General features: G+C 67.1%; 24 protein-coding genes. All 24 read left to right on the forward strand.

The window, feature by feature from the left end; all coding sequences use genetic code 11:
* Positions 1-116 precede the first annotated feature (116 nt).
* Positions 117-1,313: an elongation factor Tu gene (tuf, locus tag IGS67_RS04725; RefSeq protein ID WP_102509358.1), complete on the forward strand. Its 1,197-nt coding sequence runs from the start codon at positions 117-119 to the stop codon at positions 1,311-1,313.
* Between the two features lie 489 nt (positions 1,314-1,802).
* Positions 1,803-2,111 carry a 30S ribosomal protein S10 gene (rpsJ, locus tag IGS67_RS04730; RefSeq protein ID WP_102509357.1) on the forward strand — a complete coding sequence of 103 codons (309 nt, stop codon included), beginning with the start codon at positions 1,803-1,805 and terminating at the stop codon, positions 2,109-2,111.
* Positions 2,112-2,128: 17 nt separating this feature from the next.
* The gene (gene rplC / locus IGS67_RS04735; protein WP_102509356.1) at positions 2,129-2,785 is read left to right on the forward strand and encodes a 50S ribosomal protein L3; all 657 of its coding nucleotides are present in this window, start codon (positions 2,129-2,131) and stop codon (positions 2,783-2,785) included.
* Between the two features lie 8 nt (positions 2,786-2,793).
* Positions 2,794-3,489, forward strand: a complete 696-nt coding sequence (gene rplD / locus IGS67_RS04740) for a 50S ribosomal protein L4 (protein WP_192278394.1) — start codon at positions 2,794-2,796, stop codon at positions 3,487-3,489.
* Positions 3,486-3,788, forward strand: a complete 303-nt coding sequence (rplW, locus tag IGS67_RS04745) for a 50S ribosomal protein L23 (RefSeq protein WP_102509354.1) — start codon at positions 3,486-3,488, stop codon at positions 3,786-3,788. The genes rplD and rplW overlap by 4 nt, the downstream gene beginning before the upstream one ends.
* 34 nt (positions 3,789-3,822) lie before the next feature.
* The gene (gene rplB, locus IGS67_RS04750; RefSeq protein WP_192278396.1) at positions 3,823-4,659 is read left to right on the forward strand and encodes a 50S ribosomal protein L2; all 837 of its coding nucleotides are present in this window, start codon (positions 3,823-3,825) and stop codon (positions 4,657-4,659) included.
* Between the two features lie 14 nt (positions 4,660-4,673).
* Positions 4,674-4,955 carry a 30S ribosomal protein S19 gene (gene rpsS, locus IGS67_RS04755; RefSeq protein ID WP_102509352.1) on the forward strand — a complete coding sequence of 94 codons (282 nt, stop codon included), beginning with the start codon at positions 4,674-4,676 and terminating at the stop codon, positions 4,953-4,955.
* Entirely contained in the window at positions 4,952-5,359 is a 408-nt protein-coding gene (gene rplV / locus IGS67_RS04760; protein WP_192278398.1) for a 50S ribosomal protein L22, read from the forward strand. The genes rpsS and rplV overlap by 4 nt, the downstream gene beginning before the upstream one ends.
* Complete coding sequence (gene rpsC, locus IGS67_RS04765) at positions 5,359-6,174, forward strand: 30S ribosomal protein S3 (protein WP_192278400.1); 816 nt, start codon at positions 5,359-5,361, stop codon at positions 6,172-6,174. Before rplV ends, rpsC begins: the two co-directional genes overlap by 1 nt.
* A gap of 2 nt (positions 6,175-6,176) precedes the next feature.
* Positions 6,177-6,596 (forward strand): 50S ribosomal protein L16, encoded by a 420-nt coding sequence (rplP, locus tag IGS67_RS04770; RefSeq protein WP_102509349.1) that lies wholly within the window; start codon positions 6,177-6,179, stop codon positions 6,594-6,596.
* Positions 6,596-6,835, forward strand: coding sequence for a 50S ribosomal protein L29 (rpmC, locus tag IGS67_RS04775; RefSeq protein WP_102509348.1), 240 nt, complete (start codon positions 6,596-6,598; stop codon positions 6,833-6,835). The genes rplP and rpmC overlap by 1 nt, the downstream gene beginning before the upstream one ends.
* An 8-nt stretch (positions 6,836-6,843) precedes the next feature.
* Entirely contained in the window at positions 6,844-7,116 is a 273-nt protein-coding gene (rpsQ, locus tag IGS67_RS04780) for a 30S ribosomal protein S17 (RefSeq protein WP_102510575.1), read from the forward strand.
* 127 nt (positions 7,117-7,243) lie between these two features.
* Positions 7,244-7,612, forward strand: coding sequence for a 50S ribosomal protein L14 (gene rplN, locus IGS67_RS04785; protein WP_102509347.1), 369 nt, complete (start codon positions 7,244-7,246; stop codon positions 7,610-7,612).
* A gap of 1 nt (position 7,613) precedes the next feature.
* Entirely contained in the window at positions 7,614-7,964 is a 351-nt protein-coding gene (gene rplX, locus IGS67_RS04790) for a 50S ribosomal protein L24 (RefSeq protein ID WP_102509346.1), read from the forward strand.
* Positions 7,964-8,527, forward strand: a complete 564-nt coding sequence (gene rplE, locus IGS67_RS04795) for a 50S ribosomal protein L5 (protein WP_102509345.1) — start codon at positions 7,964-7,966, stop codon at positions 8,525-8,527. Before rplX ends, rplE begins: the two co-directional genes overlap by 1 nt.
* Before the next feature lies 1 nt (position 8,528).
* Complete coding sequence (locus IGS67_RS04800) at positions 8,529-8,714, forward strand: type Z 30S ribosomal protein S14 (RefSeq protein WP_102509344.1); 186 nt, start codon at positions 8,529-8,531, stop codon at positions 8,712-8,714.
* A 75-nt stretch (positions 8,715-8,789) separates the two neighbouring features.
* On the forward strand, positions 8,790-9,188 hold the full coding sequence (gene rpsH, locus IGS67_RS04805) for a 30S ribosomal protein S8 (RefSeq protein WP_102509343.1): 399 nt from the start codon (positions 8,790-8,792) through the stop codon (positions 9,186-9,188).
* 20 nt (positions 9,189-9,208) lie between these two features.
* The gene (gene rplF / locus IGS67_RS04810; protein WP_192278402.1) at positions 9,209-9,748 is read left to right on the forward strand and encodes a 50S ribosomal protein L6; all 540 of its coding nucleotides are present in this window, start codon (positions 9,209-9,211) and stop codon (positions 9,746-9,748) included.
* A gap of 2 nt (positions 9,749-9,750) precedes the next feature.
* Entirely contained in the window at positions 9,751-10,122 is a 372-nt protein-coding gene (rplR, locus tag IGS67_RS04815) for a 50S ribosomal protein L18 (RefSeq protein WP_102509341.1), read from the forward strand.
* Positions 10,123-10,159: 37 nt separating this feature from the next.
* Positions 10,160-10,819 carry a 30S ribosomal protein S5 gene (gene rpsE / locus IGS67_RS04820; RefSeq protein WP_192278405.1) on the forward strand — a complete coding sequence of 220 codons (660 nt, stop codon included), beginning with the start codon at positions 10,160-10,162 and terminating at the stop codon, positions 10,817-10,819.
* Positions 10,819-11,001 (forward strand): 50S ribosomal protein L30, encoded by a 183-nt coding sequence (gene rpmD, locus IGS67_RS04825; RefSeq protein WP_102509339.1) that lies wholly within the window; start codon positions 10,819-10,821, stop codon positions 10,999-11,001. Before rpsE ends, rpmD begins: the two co-directional genes overlap by 1 nt.
* Before the next feature lie 2 nt (positions 11,002-11,003).
* A complete protein-coding gene (gene rplO / locus IGS67_RS04830; protein WP_102509338.1) occupies positions 11,004-11,483 on the forward strand; it encodes a 50S ribosomal protein L15 in 480 nt (159 codons plus the stop codon).
* A 213-nt stretch (positions 11,484-11,696) separates the two neighbouring features.
* Positions 11,697-12,980 carry a preprotein translocase subunit SecY gene (gene secY / locus IGS67_RS04835; protein WP_192278407.1) on the forward strand — a complete coding sequence of 428 codons (1,284 nt, stop codon included), beginning with the start codon at positions 11,697-11,699 and terminating at the stop codon, positions 12,978-12,980.
* The gene (locus IGS67_RS04840; RefSeq protein WP_192278409.1) at positions 12,977-13,555 is read left to right on the forward strand and encodes an adenylate kinase; all 579 of its coding nucleotides are present in this window, start codon (positions 12,977-12,979) and stop codon (positions 13,553-13,555) included. Before secY ends, IGS67_RS04840 begins: the two co-directional genes overlap by 4 nt.
* Positions 13,556-13,561: the final 6 nt, after the last annotated feature.

Genomic DNA, 13,561 nt, shown 5'->3' on the forward strand with positions numbered 1-13,561 from the left:
CAGCAAGTTCCAACCAATCAACCTGTAGCGACCCGCACGCCCGGCAGATGCTCGCCCCGCGAGGGGCGAGGACCTGCATCGTTCGGCACAACTACCCAAGTCCCAGGAGGACCCCAGTGGCGAAGGCCAAGTTCGAGCGGAGCAAGCCGCACGTCAACATCGGCACCATCGGTCACGTCGACCACGGCAAGACGACGCTGACGGCTGCGATCTCGAAGACGCTCGCGGACACGTTCCCCGACCTGCCCGCGAACACGCAGCGGAACTTCGACGAGATCGACAAGGCTCCCGAAGAGAAGCAGCGCGGCATCACGATCAACATCTCGCACATTGAGTACGAGACGCCCAAGCGTCACTACGCGCACGTCGACGCGCCGGGTCACGCTGACTACATCAAGAACATGATCACGGGTGCGGCGCAGATGGACGGCGCGATCCTCGTCGTCGCCGCGACCGACGGTCCGATGGCCCAGACGCGTGAGCACGTCCTGCTCGCGCGCCAGGTCGGCGTTCCCTACCTCCTCGTCGCGCTCAACAAGTCCGACATGGTCGACGACGAGGAGATCCTCGAGCTCGTCGAGATGGAGGTGCGTGAGCTCCTTTCGTCGCAGGGCTTCCCCGGCGACGACGCTCCCGTCGTCCGCGTCTCGGGCCTCAAGGCTCTCGAGGGCGACCCCGAGTGGGCGGCGAAGATCGTCGAGCTCATGGAGGCTGTGGACGAGAACGTTCCCGACCCCGTCCGTGACCTCGACAAGCCCTTCCTCATGCCGATCGAGGACGTCTTCACGATCACCGGTCGTGGCACGGTCGTCACCGGCAAGGTTGACCGCGGCACGCTCGACGTCAACACCGAGGTCGAGATCGTCGGTATCCGTCCGGTCCAGAAGACCACGGTCACGGGCATCGAGACGTTCCACAAGCAGATGGACCAGGCTCAGGCCGGTGACAACACTGGTCTCCTCCTGCGTGGCATCAAGCGTGAGGACGTCGAGCGCGGCCAGGTCGTCGTCAAGCCGGGCTCGATCACGCCGCACACCGAGTTCGAGGCGCGTGTCTACATCCTCGCGAAGGACGAGGGTGGCCGTCACAACCCGTTCTACTCGAACTACCGCCCGCAGTTCTACTTCCGCACGACGGACGTCACGGGTGTCATCACGCTGCCCGAGGGCACCGAGATGGTCATGCCCGGTGACAACACCGAGATGACGGTCACGCTCATCCAGCCCATCGCGATGGACGAGGGCCTCGGCTTCGCCATCCGCGAGGGTGGCCGCACGGTCGGCTCGGGCCAGGTCACGAAGATCCTCAAGTGATCATCTGATCCTCGGTCCGCGGCTCGCGTGAGCTGCACCTCAGCAAGGCCCGGTCCCCGTCCGCGGGGGGCCGGGCCTTGCTGCGTTCTCGCTCCATGCTCGGTCCGGCCTGTTCCGGATGCCGGCGGGGGAGGGGTGGGACGCAGGTCACGGACGCCAGGGTTTGTGCACGCGAGGGGTCTCGTGGCAGGATGGTCAAGTTGCCTGTCACGGGCGCGCTCATTCAAGTGTCGAACAGTGTGTTGATCCGCGGGTCCGTCCCGTGAGGTGGACTCTCTGTGCGCACAGATCGAATGCCCCTCACGGTGAGCGCCTGACAGGCTGCCGAACGTCGTGACGTCTCGGTGATCGCCTGGCGAGAACCGGAACGACACACCCACCGGCCCGATCCCTCAGGGGAGAGCGTGACCGTGTGTGCCGCGCAAAGCGACACGCCCGAGCGCGTGGGTCGGACATCCTGCAGTTCTAGAGAGAGAGTCAGACGACGCCATGGCGGGACAGAAGATCCGCATCCGGCTCAAGTCCTACGACCACGAGGTCATCGACAGCTCGGCGCGCAAGATCGTCGACACGGTGGTCCGCGCTGGTGCAACGGTCGTGGGTCCGGTGCCGCTGCCGACGGAGAAGAACGTTTTCTGCGTCATCCGGTCGCCTCACAAGTACAAGGACAGCCGCGAGCACTTCGAGATGCGCACGCACAAGCGCCTTATCGACATCATCGATCCCACGCCGAAGGCCGTCGACTCGCTCATGCGTCTCGACCTGCCTGCGGACGTGAACATCGAGATCAAGCTCTGAGCGGAAGGAGACAGACTATGACCGCTCAGAACGACCGCCCCGTGAAGGCGGTGCTCGGCACGAAGCTCGGCATGACCCAGGTGTGGGACGAGTCGGGCCGAGTTGTGCCCGTCACCGTCGTGCGCGTCGGTGCCAACGTCGTGACGCAGATCCGCTCGATCGAGAACGATGGCTACACGGCCGTCCAGCTCGCCACGGGCCAGATCGACCCGCGCAAGGTCACCAAGCCCCTCAAGGGCCACTTCGAGAAGGCGGGTGTCACGCCGCGCCGTCACCTCGTCGAGGTCCGCACGTCCGACGCTGCCGAGTACGCGCTCGGCCAGGAGATCAACGCGGAGGCCTTCGAGGCCGGCGCGAAGGTCGACGTCGTCGGCACGACCAAGGGCAAGGGCTTTGCCGGTGTCATGAAGCGCCACGGCTTCGCCGGCGTGAGCGCCTCGCACGGTGCACACCGCAACCACCGCAAGCCCGGCTCCATCGGTGGCGCCTCGACGCCCGGTCGCGTCTTCCGCGGCCAGCGGATGGCCGGCCGCATGGGCAACGAGCGCCAGACCACCCAGAACCTGACCGTCTTCGCGGTCGACGCTGAGAAGGGCCTGCTGCTCGTCAAGGGCGCAGTTCCCGGCCCCAAGGGCGGCGTCGTCCTCGTGCGTAGCGCCGTGAAGGGAGCGTGACCGCAATCATGGCTGACACGCTGACCGTCGACGTCATCGACCCGACGGGCAAGAAGGCCGGCACCGCCGAGCTTCCTGCCGAGGTGTTCGACGTCCAGACGAACGTCCCGCTCATCCACCAGGTCGTCGTCGCCCAGCGCGCTGCTGCGCGCCAGGGCACGGCCGACACCAAGACCCGTGCTGAGGTCTCCGGTGGTGGGCGCAAGCCGTACAAGCAGAAGGGCACCGGTCGTGCCCGCCAGGGATCGACCCGCGCGCCGCAGTTCGCCGGCGGTGGCGTCGTCCACGGCCCGACGCCGCGTGACTACACGCAGCGCACCCCCAAGAAGATGAAGGCCGCTGCTCTCCGTGGCGCCCTCTCGGACCGCGCCCGTCACGGTCGCGTCCACGTCGTCACCGGCTTCGGCATCGACGGCGCGCCGTCGACGAGCTCGGCGCTCAAGGTCCTCGCGGGCTTCTCCGAGCGCAAGAACGTCCTCGTCGTGCTCGAGCGTGGCGACGAGCTCACGGTGAAGTCGCTCCGGAACGCCCCGCAGGTGCACCTCCTGGTCGCTGACCAGCTCAACACCTACGACGTGCTCATCTCGGACGACATCGTCTTCACCCAGGGCGCACTCGAGGCGTTCCTGGCCGGGCCGACCACCGGACGTTCCGCCACGGCTGTGGCCTCGTCCGCCGAGATCGCCGAGGAGGACGCCAAGTGAGCGCTCTGCAGAAGAACCCGCGCGACATCCTGATCGCGCCGGTCGTCTCCGAGAAGAGCTACGGGCTCCTCGACGAGGGTAAGTACACCTTCGTCGTGGCTCCCGACGCCAACCGTGCCGAGATCAAGATCGCCATCGAGAAGGTCTTCGGGGTCAAGGTCGAGTCGGTGAACACGATCAACCGCAAGGGGAAGTCGCGTCGCACCCGCTTCGGCATCGGTAAGCGCAAGGACACGAAGCGCGCGATCGTCACCCTCCGCGAGGGCTCGATCGACATCTTCGGCGGCCCGGTCGGCTGACGCCGGTCGAACAGCAGATTGAGGACAAGTTCCCATGGGAATCCGTAAGTACAAGCCGACGACGCCGGGTCGTCGCGGCGCGAGCGTCGCGGACTTCGTCGAGATCACGCGATCGGAGCCGGAGAAGTCGCTGGTCCGCCCGCTGACGAAGACCGGTGGCCGTAACAACACCGGTCGCATCACGACGCGTCATAAGGGCGGTGGCCACAAGCGTGCCTACCGCGTCATCGACTTCCGTCGCCACGACAAGGACGGCGTGCCGGCCAAGGTCGCTCACATCGAGTACGACCCCAACCGCACCGCGCGCATCGCGCTCCTTCACTACGCGGACGGCGAGAAGCGCTACATCATCGCGCCGAACAAGCTCTCGCAGGGCGACACGGTCGAGGCCGGTCCGTCGGCCGACATCAAGCCCGGCAACAACCTGCCGCTGCGCAACATCCCGACCGGTACGGTCATCCACGCTATCGAGCTTCGTCCTGGTGGCGGCGCGAAGATCGCGCGTTCGGCCGGCACCTCGGTGCAGCTCGTCGCGAAGGACGGCCCGTACGCGCAGCTGCGCATGCCGTCCGGCGAGATCCGCAACGTCGACGCGCGCTGCCGCGCGACCGTCGGCGAGGTCGGCAACGCCGAGCAGTCGAACATCAACTGGGGCAAGGCCGGCCGTATGCGATGGAAGGGCGTTCGCCCGACCGTCCGCGGTGTGGTCATGAACCCGATCGACCACCCCCACGGTGGTGGTGAGGGTCGTACGTCCGGTGGTCGTCACCCGGTGAGCCCCTGGGGCCAGCCGGAGGGCCGCACCCGCCGTCCGAACAAGGCGAGCGACAAGCTCATCGTGCGTCGCCGTCGTACTGGCAAGAAGCGCTGATAGGAGCCTGACAGATGCCACGCAGCCTGAAGAAGGGTCCTTTCGTCGACGGACACCTTCAGAAGAAGGTCGATGTCCAGAACGAGGCCGGGACGAAGAACGTCATCAAGACGTGGTCCCGCCGGTCGGTCATCACGCCCGACTTCCTCGGTCACACCTTCGCCGTTCACGACGGTCGCAAGCACGTCCCGGTGTTCGTCACCGAGTCGATGGTCGGCCACAAGCTGGGCGAGTTCGCCCCCACGCGCACCTTCAAGGGGCACGTGAAGGATGACAAGAAGGGTAGAAGGCGATGAGCGCAGTCGCTGACAAGCGCACCCGGCGGGACAACCTGCTCGGCGATGCCGCGGGAGACTTCGCGATCGCCCGGTTCGTTCGCGCCACCCCCCAGAAGGTCCGTCGTGTTGCCGACCTCGTCCGCGGCCAGTCCGTGACCGACGCGGTCCTCACGCTGACCTACGCCCCGCAGGCCGCTGCGGACGACGTGCTCAAGGTCGTCCAGTCGGCTGCCGCCAACGCGGTCAACAACGGCGGTCTCGTTCGCGAGTCGCTCGTCGTCACGCAGATCCTCGTCGACGAGGGCCCGACGCTCAAGCGTTTCCGCCCCCGTGCGCAGGGACGTGCCGGCCGCATCCTCAAGCGGACGAGCCACATCACCGTGGTCGTCGAGCCGCGTGACCTGAAGGGAAGTGCCCGCTAGTGGGACAGAAGATTCACCCGCTGGGGTACCGACTCGGCATTACCACCGACCACCGGTCGCGTTGGTTCGCCGACTCGACGAAGCCCGGTCAGCGGTACCGCGACTACGTCCGCGAGGACGTCCAGATCCGCAAGCTCATGTCCCAGGGACTCGAGCGCGCGGGTATCTCCAAGGTCGAGATCGAGCGCACCCGTGACCGCGTCCGCGTGGACATCCACACGGCGCGCCCGGGCATTGTCATCGGTCGCCGTGGCGCCGAGGCCGACCGCATCCGCGGCGAGCTCGAGAAGCTCACGGGCAAGCAGGTCCAGCTCAACATCCTCGAGGTGAAGAACGCCGAGATCGACGCGCAGCTCGTCGCTCAGGGCATCGCGGAGCAGCTTGCTTCCCGCGTCTCCTTCCGTCGTGCGATGCGCAAGGGCATGCAGTCCGCGCAGCGCGCCGGCGCCAAGGGCATCCGTGTCCAGTGCTCCGGCCGCCTCGGCGGCGCCGAGATGAGCCGTTCGGAGTTCTACCGCGAGGGTCGTGTGCCGCTGCACACGCTGCGCGCGAACATCGACTACGGCTTCTTCGAGGCCCGCACCACCTTTGGTCGCATCGGCGTCAAGGTGTGGATCTACAAGGGCGACATGACGGAGAAGGAGTTCGCTCGCGAGCAGGCCTCCCAGGCCCCGCGCGGCCGTGGTGGCCGTGGCGAGCGTCCCGCCCGTGGTGGTCGTCGTCAGGAGCGTCCGGCTGTCGCCGACGCCCCCGTCTCGGCCGAGGCCCCCGCCCAGGAGGCGCCCGCGGCCGCTGAGTCCGGAACGGAGGCCTGAGCATGCTGATCCCGCGCAGGCTCAAGCACCGCAAGCAGCACCACCCGAGCCGCTCGGGTGCTGCCAAGGGCGGTACCCAGATCGCGTTCGGCGAGTACGGCATCCAGGCCCTGGAGCCCGCCTACGTGACCAACCGTCAGATCGAGTCCGCTCGTATCGCGATGACGCGTCACATCAAGCGTGGTGGAAAGGTGTGGATCAACATCTACCCCGACCGCCCGCTGACGAAGAAGCCCGCCGAGACCCGCATGGGTTCCGGTAAGGGTTCGCCCGAGTGGTGGATCGCCAACGTCAAGCCCGGCCGCATCGTCTTCGAGCTGGCTGGCGTCGACGAGGAGCTGGCCCGCGAGGCCATGCGCCGTGCGATGCACAAGCTCCCGATGAAGTGCCGTTTCGTGGTGCGCGAGGGTGGTGTCAACTGATGGCTGTCGGTAGCAAGGACCTGGCCACGACCGAGCTGGACGCTATGACCGACGAGGCGCTCGCCGCCGAGCTGGACAAGGCGAAGCAGGAGCTCTTCAACCTGCGGTTCCAGTCCGCGACGGGGCAGCTCGAGTCCCACGGCCGCCTCAAGGCGGTCCGCCGTGACATCGCTCGGATCTACACGATCCTCCGTGAGCGTGAGCTCGGCATCCGTACCGCCCCGAGCGTGAGTGAGTGAAGGCTGAGATGAGCGAGAACACCACCGACGCGCGCAACCAGCGCAAGACCCGTCGCGGCTACGTCGTGTCCGACAAGATGGACAAGACCGTCGTCGTCGAGGTCGAGGACCGCGTCAAGCACCCGCTCTACGGCAAGGTCATCCGCCGTTCGAGCAAGGTCAAGGCCCACGACGAGCAGAACTCGGCGGGCATCGGCGACCTGGTCGTCATCATGGAGACTCGTCCGCTGTCCGCCTCGAAGAGGTGGCGTCTGGTCGAGATCGTGGAGAAGGCCAAGTAGCACGTCTGACGGCGAAGCGGGGTCTGCCTCCGCAAGGAGGTAGACTCCGCTTCGCCGCAGCATTGGAAAGTATCCGTTCGGCAAGGCTCGCAGCGCGAGAACCAGCTCGACGACAGGAGTTCACTACATGATCCAGCAGGAGTCGCGACTTCGTGTCGCCGACAACACGGGCGCCAAGGAGATCCTTTGCATCCGTGTTCTCGGTGGTTCGGGCCGTCGCTACGCCGGAATCGGCGACACCATCGTCGCAACCGTCAAGGACGCGATCCCTGGCGGCAACGTCAAGAAGGGTGACGTGGTCAAGGCCGTCGTCGTCCGCACCGTCAAGGAGCGCCGCCGCGCCGACGGTTCCTACATCAAGTTCGACGAGAACGCGGCCGTGATCCTCAAGAACGACGGGGAGCCGCGCGGCACGCGCATCTTCGGTCCCGTCGGGCGTGAGCTGCGCGACAAGCGCTTCATGAAGATCATCTCGCTCGCACCGGAGGTGATCTGACATGGCGCAGATCAAGAAGGGCGACCAGGTCGTCGTCATCGCCGGCAAGGACAAGGGCCTCACGGGCCGCGTCCTCGAGGTCCTCAAGGACGCTGACCGCGTCATCGTCGAGGGCGTCGGCGTCGTCACGAAGCACACCAAGGCCGGCCAGAGCCAGCGCGGTGCGTCGACGGGCGGCATCGAGCGTGTCGAGGCCCCGATCCACATCTCGAACGTGCAGTACTACGACGCTGACGCCAAGCGCGGCAAGCGCCTGGGCAGCCGTACGGAGCAGGTCGAGCGCGACGGTCGCACCAAGACCGTCCGCGTCCGCGTGACCCGTGGCCACGGCGACGCTGAGAAGGACATCTGATGAGCACCGAGACCACCACGAAGCCGCGTCTCAAGGCGCGCTACGCCGCTGAGATCGTCCCTGCGCTGCAGGAGCAGTTCTCCTACGGCAACGTCAACGAGGTCCCGCGTCTGACCAAGATCGTGGTCAACATGGGTGTCGGCGACGCTGCGAAGGACTCGAAGCTCATCGAGGGCGCCATCCGCGACCTCACGCTCATCACGGGCCAGAAGCCCCAGGTGACGAAGGCGCGCAAGTCGATCGCGCAGTTCAAGCTCCGTGAGGGCATGCCGATCGGTGCGCACGCGACGCTCCGCGGCGACCGCATGTGGGAGTTTGCCGACCGCCTGCTCTCGGTTGCGCTCCCGCGCATCCGTGACTTCCGCGGCCTCTCGCCGAAGCAGTTCGACGGCAACGGCAACTACACGTTCGGCCTCACCGAGCAGTCGATGTTCTACGAGATCGACCCGGACGCGATCGACCGCGTCCGTGGCATGGACATCACCGTCGTGACGACCGCGAAGACCGACGACGAGGGCCGTGCGCTCCTCCGTCAGCTCGGCTTCCCGTTCAAGGAGAACTGACATGGCTAAGAAGGCCCTCATCAACAAGGCGGCCGCCAAGCCCAAGTTCGGTGTCCGCGCCTACACCCGGTGCCAGAAGTGCGGTCGTCCGCGCTCGGTGTACCGCAAGTTCGGTCTCTGCCGCGTGTGCGTCCGTGAGATGGCCCACCGTGGCGAGCTCCCGGGCGTCACGAAGAGCAGCTGGTAACAACTACGTCGCAGGTCCGTGCCGGCGCCAACGCGCGGCGGCTCGGATACCCCGACGAGGAAGGGCTACAGCCCAATGACGATGACTGACCCCATCGCAGACATGCTGACGCGTCTGCGTAACGCAAACCGGGCTCAGCACGACACGGTCTCCATGCCGTACTCGAAGCTGAAGTCGAACATTGCCGAGATCCTCAAGCGCGAGGGCTACATCTCGGGCTGGAACGTCGAGGCGGCCGCAGTCGGCCAGACCCTGACGATCGAGCTGAAGTACTCGCAGTCGCGCGAGCGCGCCCTCTCGGGCGTCCGCCGGGTCTCCAAGCCCGGCCTCCGCGTCTACGCGAAGTCCACCAACCTGCCGAAGGTCCTCGGCGGTCTGGGCGTGGCGATCCTCTCCACGTCCTCGGGCCTCCTCACGGACAAGCAGGCCGCAGAGAAGGGCGTGGGTGGGGAAGTCCTCGCCTACGTCTGGTAATCGGGAGAGGAGAGAAAACCATGTCTCGCATCGGTAAGATCCCCGTCCCGGTCCCGGCCGGAGTGGACGTCACCATCAGCGGTGCCCTCGTGACCGTCAAGGGCCCCAAGGGCTCCCTCGAGCACGTCGTCCCCGCCCAGCTCGAGGTCGCGCGCGACGAGGACGGCGCGATCGTCGTCACCCGTCGTGAGGACGACCGTGAGTCGCGCGCGCTCCACGGACTCACGCGCACGCTCATCGCGAACGTCGTCGTCGGCGTGACCGAGGGCTACGAGAAGAAGCTCGAGATCGTCGGCACGGGTTACCGCGTCGCGGCCAAGGGCTCGGACCTCGAGTTCGCACTCGGGTTCAGCCACCCGGTCGTCGTCTCGGCGCCCGAGGGCATCACGTTCGCGGTCGAGAGCCCCACGAAGTTCTCGGTCTCGGGCATCTCGAAGCAGCAGGTCGGCGAGGTCGCGGCGAACATCCGCAAGATCCGCAAGCCCGAGCCGTACAAGGGCAAGGGTGTGCGCTACGCGGGCGAGAACGTCCGCCGCAAGGCCGGAAAGGCTGGTAAGTGACCATGGCGATCAAGGTTCTGGGCAAGGGCACGGCGGTGGCGCGCAAGCGTCGTCACCTGCGCCTCCGCAAGAAGATCTCGGGCACCGCTGCTCGCCCCCGTCTCGTGGTGACGCGCTCGTCGCGCCACATGACGGCTCAGGTCGTCGACGACGCTCTCGGCCGCACGGTCGCGTCCGCCTCGACGCTCGAGGCCGACGTGCGTGCGCTCGACGGCGACAAGTCGGCGAAGGCCCGCAAGGTCGGCGAGCTCGTCGCCGAGCGTGCCAAGGCAGCCGGCATCGACGTCGTGGTCTTCGACCGCGGTGGCAACAAGTACCACGGTCGGGTCGCAGCGGTCGCCGACGGCGCCCGCGAGGGCGGTCTGTCCCTGTGACGGCGCGTACCCACTCCGAGAAGAAGAGGACGATCTGATGGCTGCTGGGCAGCGCAACACGGGCGCCCCTGCGGGCGGCGCCAGCAACGAGCAGAGCGATCGCCGTCGCGGCGACCGCGACGGCCGTCGCAACGACCGCCGCGGCGACGCGGCCGAGAAGAGCGCCTTCGTCGAGCGCGTCGTCACCATCAACCGCGTCTCCAAGGTCGTGAAGGGTGGTCGTCGCTTCAGCTTCACCGCCCTCGTGGTCGTCGGTGACGGCAACGGCACGGTCGGCGTCGGCTACGGCAAGGCCAAGGAGGTCCCCGCGGCGATCGCCAAGGGTGTCGAGGAGGCGAAGAAGAACTTCTTCAGCGTCCCCCGCATCCAGGGCACGATCCCTCACGCGGTGACCGGCGAGGCTGCGGCGGGCGTGGTGTTCCTGCGCCCCGCCGCCCCGGGTACCGGTGTCATCGCCGGCGGTCCGGTGCGTGCGGTCCTCGAGTGCGCGGGTATCCACGACGTGCTCTCGAAGTCGCTCGGGTCCTCCAACGCGATCAACATCGTGCACGCGACCGTGGCCGGTCTGCGCGCGCTCGAGCAGCCTGAGGCTGTTGCGGCGCGTCGCGGTCTGCCGCTCGAGCACGTCGCCCCGGCGGCGCTGCTCCGTGCACAGGCTGCCGGCAAGGCGGCCCAGGCTGCTGAGGTTGGTGCATGATGGCTCGACTCAAGGTGACCCAGAAGAAGTCCGCCATCGGCGGCAAGCAGAACCAGCGTGACACGCTGCGCACTCTGGGCCTCAAGCGGATCGGCGACAGCGCCGTGAAGGAGGACCGCCCGGAGATCCGCGGCATGGTCGCCACGGTGGCGCACCTCGTCACCGTCGAGGAGGTCGACTGATCATGGCCGAGGCCAAGAAGACCGAGGAGACCGCGCAGGGCGCGGCTCTCAAGGTCCACCACCTGCGTCCCGCCCCGGGCGCCAAGACCGCCAAGACCCGTGTGGGTCGTGGCGAGGCGTCAAAGGGTAAGACCGCAGGCCGCGGTACCAAGGGCACGAAGGCCCGCTACCAGGTTCCGGAGCGCTTCGAGGGCGGGCAGATGCCCCTCCACATGCGTCTCCCGAAGCTGCGCGGCTTCAAGAACCCGTTCCGTGTTGAGTACCAGGTCGTCAACCTGGACAAGCTCGCTGCTCTCTACCCCGCCGGTGGCGTCGTCACCGCGGAGGACCTCGTCGCCAAGGGCGCGGTCCGCAAGGGGCAGCTCGTCAAGGTGCTCGGCACCGGCGAGATCACGGTCAAGCTCAACGTCGCGGTCGACGCCGTGTCCGCCTCGGCCAAGGAGAAGATCCTTGCCGCGGGTGGCTCGGTGACCGAGGCCTGAGAACTCACGACGAGGCCGGGTGGTGCGACTGCACCCCCGGCCTCGTCCGCGTCCAGAGCCGTTCGGGTGATCCCGCAGGGAATCCCCGACCGGTCGTGGACAACGCACCGGCGTGATCCACGCTAGAGTGCCGAGGGCGACCGCGCGGTCGCCCTGGACAGCATCGCTGTGCGGTGCCACGACTCCCGTCGCTCGGCGGGGCAGGAGGAACTCGTGTTTGGCGCATTCGGACGGGCATTCCGCACACCCGACCTGCGGAAGAAGCTGCTCTTCACGATCGCGATGATGGTGCTCTACCGCGTCGGGTCGTTCATCCCGGCGCCGGGCGTCGACTACGCGAAGGTTCAGTCCTTCACCTCCGGCGAGAACGCACTTCTCGACATGATCAACCTCTTCAGCGGTGGCGCCCTCGTCCAGCTGTCGATCCTCGCGCTCGGCATCATGCCGTACATCACCGCGAGCATCATCATCCAGCTGCTGCGCGTGGTCATCCCGCGCTTCGAGGCGCTGCACAAGGAGGGCCAGTCCGGGCAGACGAAGCTCACCCAGTACACGCGCTACCTGACGATCGGCCTCGGTATCCTCCAGGCGACGACGATCGTCACGCTCGCGCGGACCGGTCAGCTCTTCGGTGGCGGCGAGAGTCTCCTCGTCGACGACTCCTGGGTGACCGCGGGACTCATGATCCTCACCCTCACCGCCGGCACCGGCGTCATCATGTGGATGGGTGAGCTCATCACCGAGCGCGGCGTCGGCAACGGCATGTCGCTGCTGATCTTCACCTCGATCGCCGCGGGCTTCCCCGGCATCATCAGCTCCGTGGCCGGTGGCAACAACGGCTTCCGCAACACCGTGATCTTCATCGCCATGGTCGTCGCGGTTGTTGCCATCATCGTCTTCGTCGAGCAGTCGCAGCGCCGCATCAACGTGCAGTACGCCAAGCGCATGGTCGGGCGGCGCATGTACGGCGGCACGAGCACCTACATCCCGGTGAAGATCAACATCGCGGGCGTCATCCCCGTGATCTTCGCGTCCTCGATCCTCCAGCTGCCGACGATGCTCGCGCAGTTCGGCGACCCCGAGAAGGGCTGGGTCCGGTGGGTGAGCGAGAACCTCGCTGTGGCCACCGCGCCGCTGCACCTCGTGCTCTTCACCGTGATGATCATCTTCTTCGCGTTCTTCTACACCGCGATCACGTTCAACCCGGACGAGGTCGCGGACAACATGAAGAAGTACGGCGGTTTCATCCCCGGGATCCGCGCGGGCCGCCCGACGGCCGAGTTCCTCGACTACGTCATCACGCGTGTGACGACGGTCGGTGCTCTCTACCTCGCGCTCGTGTCGCTCATCCCGACGTTCGTCTTCATCCTCCTGGGCATCGAGAACATCCCGTTCGGCGGCACGTCGATCATCATCATCGTCGGCGTCGGCCTCGACACGGTCAAGCAGGTCGACGCTCAGCTCCAGCAGCGTCACTACGAAGGGTTCCTCCGATGAGCGCACGTCTCGTCCTCCTCGGCGCACCGGGTGCAGGCAAGGGCACTCAGGCCGCCCGCCTCTCCGAGCGTCTCGGCGTCCCCGCCATCTCGACCGGCGACATCTTCCGCGCCAACATCAAGGGCGGGACCGAGCTGGGCCGGCTCGCGCAGTCGTACACGGACAGGGGCGAGCTCGTCCCTGACTCGGTGACGAACGACATGGTGCGCGCCCGTCTCGCGGACGCCGACGTCGCCGACGGGTTCCTGCTCGACGGCTACCCGCGGAACACCGCGCAGGTCGCCGAGCTCGACGTGATCCTCGGTGAGCTTGGTGTCGAGCTCGACGGAGCGGTCGAGCTCACTGCCGACCCGGAGATCGTCACGGCGCGCCTTCTCAAGCGCGCAGAGATCGAAGGACGGGTCGACGACACGGAGGACGTCATCCGTACGCGTCTCGCGGTCTACGCCGAGCAGACCGCTCCTGTGGCTGGTCTTTACGCCGAGCGGGACGCTCTCGTTGCGGTCGACGGCATCGGCGAGCTCGACGAGGTCACACAGCGGCTCGTCGCCGCGATCGCGCCTCTCCTCGGCTGAACCGAC

Source organism: Flavimobilis rhizosphaerae, from assembly GCF_014852685.1.
GTDB classification, from domain to species: domain Bacteria; phylum Actinomycetota; class Actinomycetes; order Actinomycetales; family Cellulomonadaceae; genus Flavimobilis; species Flavimobilis rhizosphaerae.

Coding starts and splice junctions, on each gene's coding strand:
- rplE (WP_102509345.1), top strand. CDS start 7,964: ATGAGCACCGAGACCACCACGAAGCCGCGTCTCAAGGCGCGCTACGCC.
- rplF (WP_192278402.1), top strand. CDS start 9,209: ATGTCTCGCATCGGTAAGATCCCCGTCCCGGTCCCGGCCGGAGTGGAC.
- rplV (WP_192278398.1), top strand. CDS start 4,952: ATGAGCGCAGTCGCTGACAAGCGCACCCGGCGGGACAACCTGCTCGGC.
- rplP (WP_102509349.1), top strand. CDS start 6,177: ATGCTGATCCCGCGCAGGCTCAAGCACCGCAAGCAGCACCACCCGAGC.
- rpsE (WP_192278405.1), top strand. CDS start 10,160: ATGGCTGCTGGGCAGCGCAACACGGGCGCCCCTGCGGGCGGCGCCAGC.
- rplC (WP_102509356.1), top strand. CDS start 2,129: ATGACCGCTCAGAACGACCGCCCCGTGAAGGCGGTGCTCGGCACGAAG.
- rplX (WP_102509346.1), top strand. CDS start 7,614: ATGGCGCAGATCAAGAAGGGCGACCAGGTCGTCGTCATCGCCGGCAAG.
- rplB (WP_192278396.1), top strand. CDS start 3,823: ATGGGAATCCGTAAGTACAAGCCGACGACGCCGGGTCGTCGCGGCGCG.
- rpsH (WP_102509343.1), top strand. CDS start 8,790: ATGACGATGACTGACCCCATCGCAGACATGCTGACGCGTCTGCGTAAC.
- IGS67_RS04840 (WP_192278409.1), top strand. CDS start 12,977: ATGAGCGCACGTCTCGTCCTCCTCGGCGCACCGGGTGCAGGCAAGGGC.
- rpsQ (WP_102510575.1), top strand. CDS start 6,844: ATGAGCGAGAACACCACCGACGCGCGCAACCAGCGCAAGACCCGTCGC.
- IGS67_RS04800 (WP_102509344.1), top strand. CDS start 8,529: ATGGCTAAGAAGGCCCTCATCAACAAGGCGGCCGCCAAGCCCAAGTTC.
- rpmC (WP_102509348.1), top strand. CDS start 6,596: ATGGCTGTCGGTAGCAAGGACCTGGCCACGACCGAGCTGGACGCTATG.
- rplO (WP_102509338.1), top strand. CDS start 11,004: ATGGCCGAGGCCAAGAAGACCGAGGAGACCGCGCAGGGCGCGGCTCTC.
- rplD (WP_192278394.1), top strand. CDS start 2,794: ATGGCTGACACGCTGACCGTCGACGTCATCGACCCGACGGGCAAGAAG.
- rplN (WP_102509347.1), top strand. CDS start 7,244: ATGATCCAGCAGGAGTCGCGACTTCGTGTCGCCGACAACACGGGCGCC.
- rpmD (WP_102509339.1), top strand. CDS start 10,819: ATGGCTCGACTCAAGGTGACCCAGAAGAAGTCCGCCATCGGCGGCAAG.
- rpsJ (WP_102509357.1), top strand. CDS start 1,803: ATGGCGGGACAGAAGATCCGCATCCGGCTCAAGTCCTACGACCACGAG.
- rplR (WP_102509341.1), top strand. CDS start 9,751: ATGGCGATCAAGGTTCTGGGCAAGGGCACGGCGGTGGCGCGCAAGCGT.
- rpsS (WP_102509352.1), top strand. CDS start 4,674: ATGCCACGCAGCCTGAAGAAGGGTCCTTTCGTCGACGGACACCTTCAG.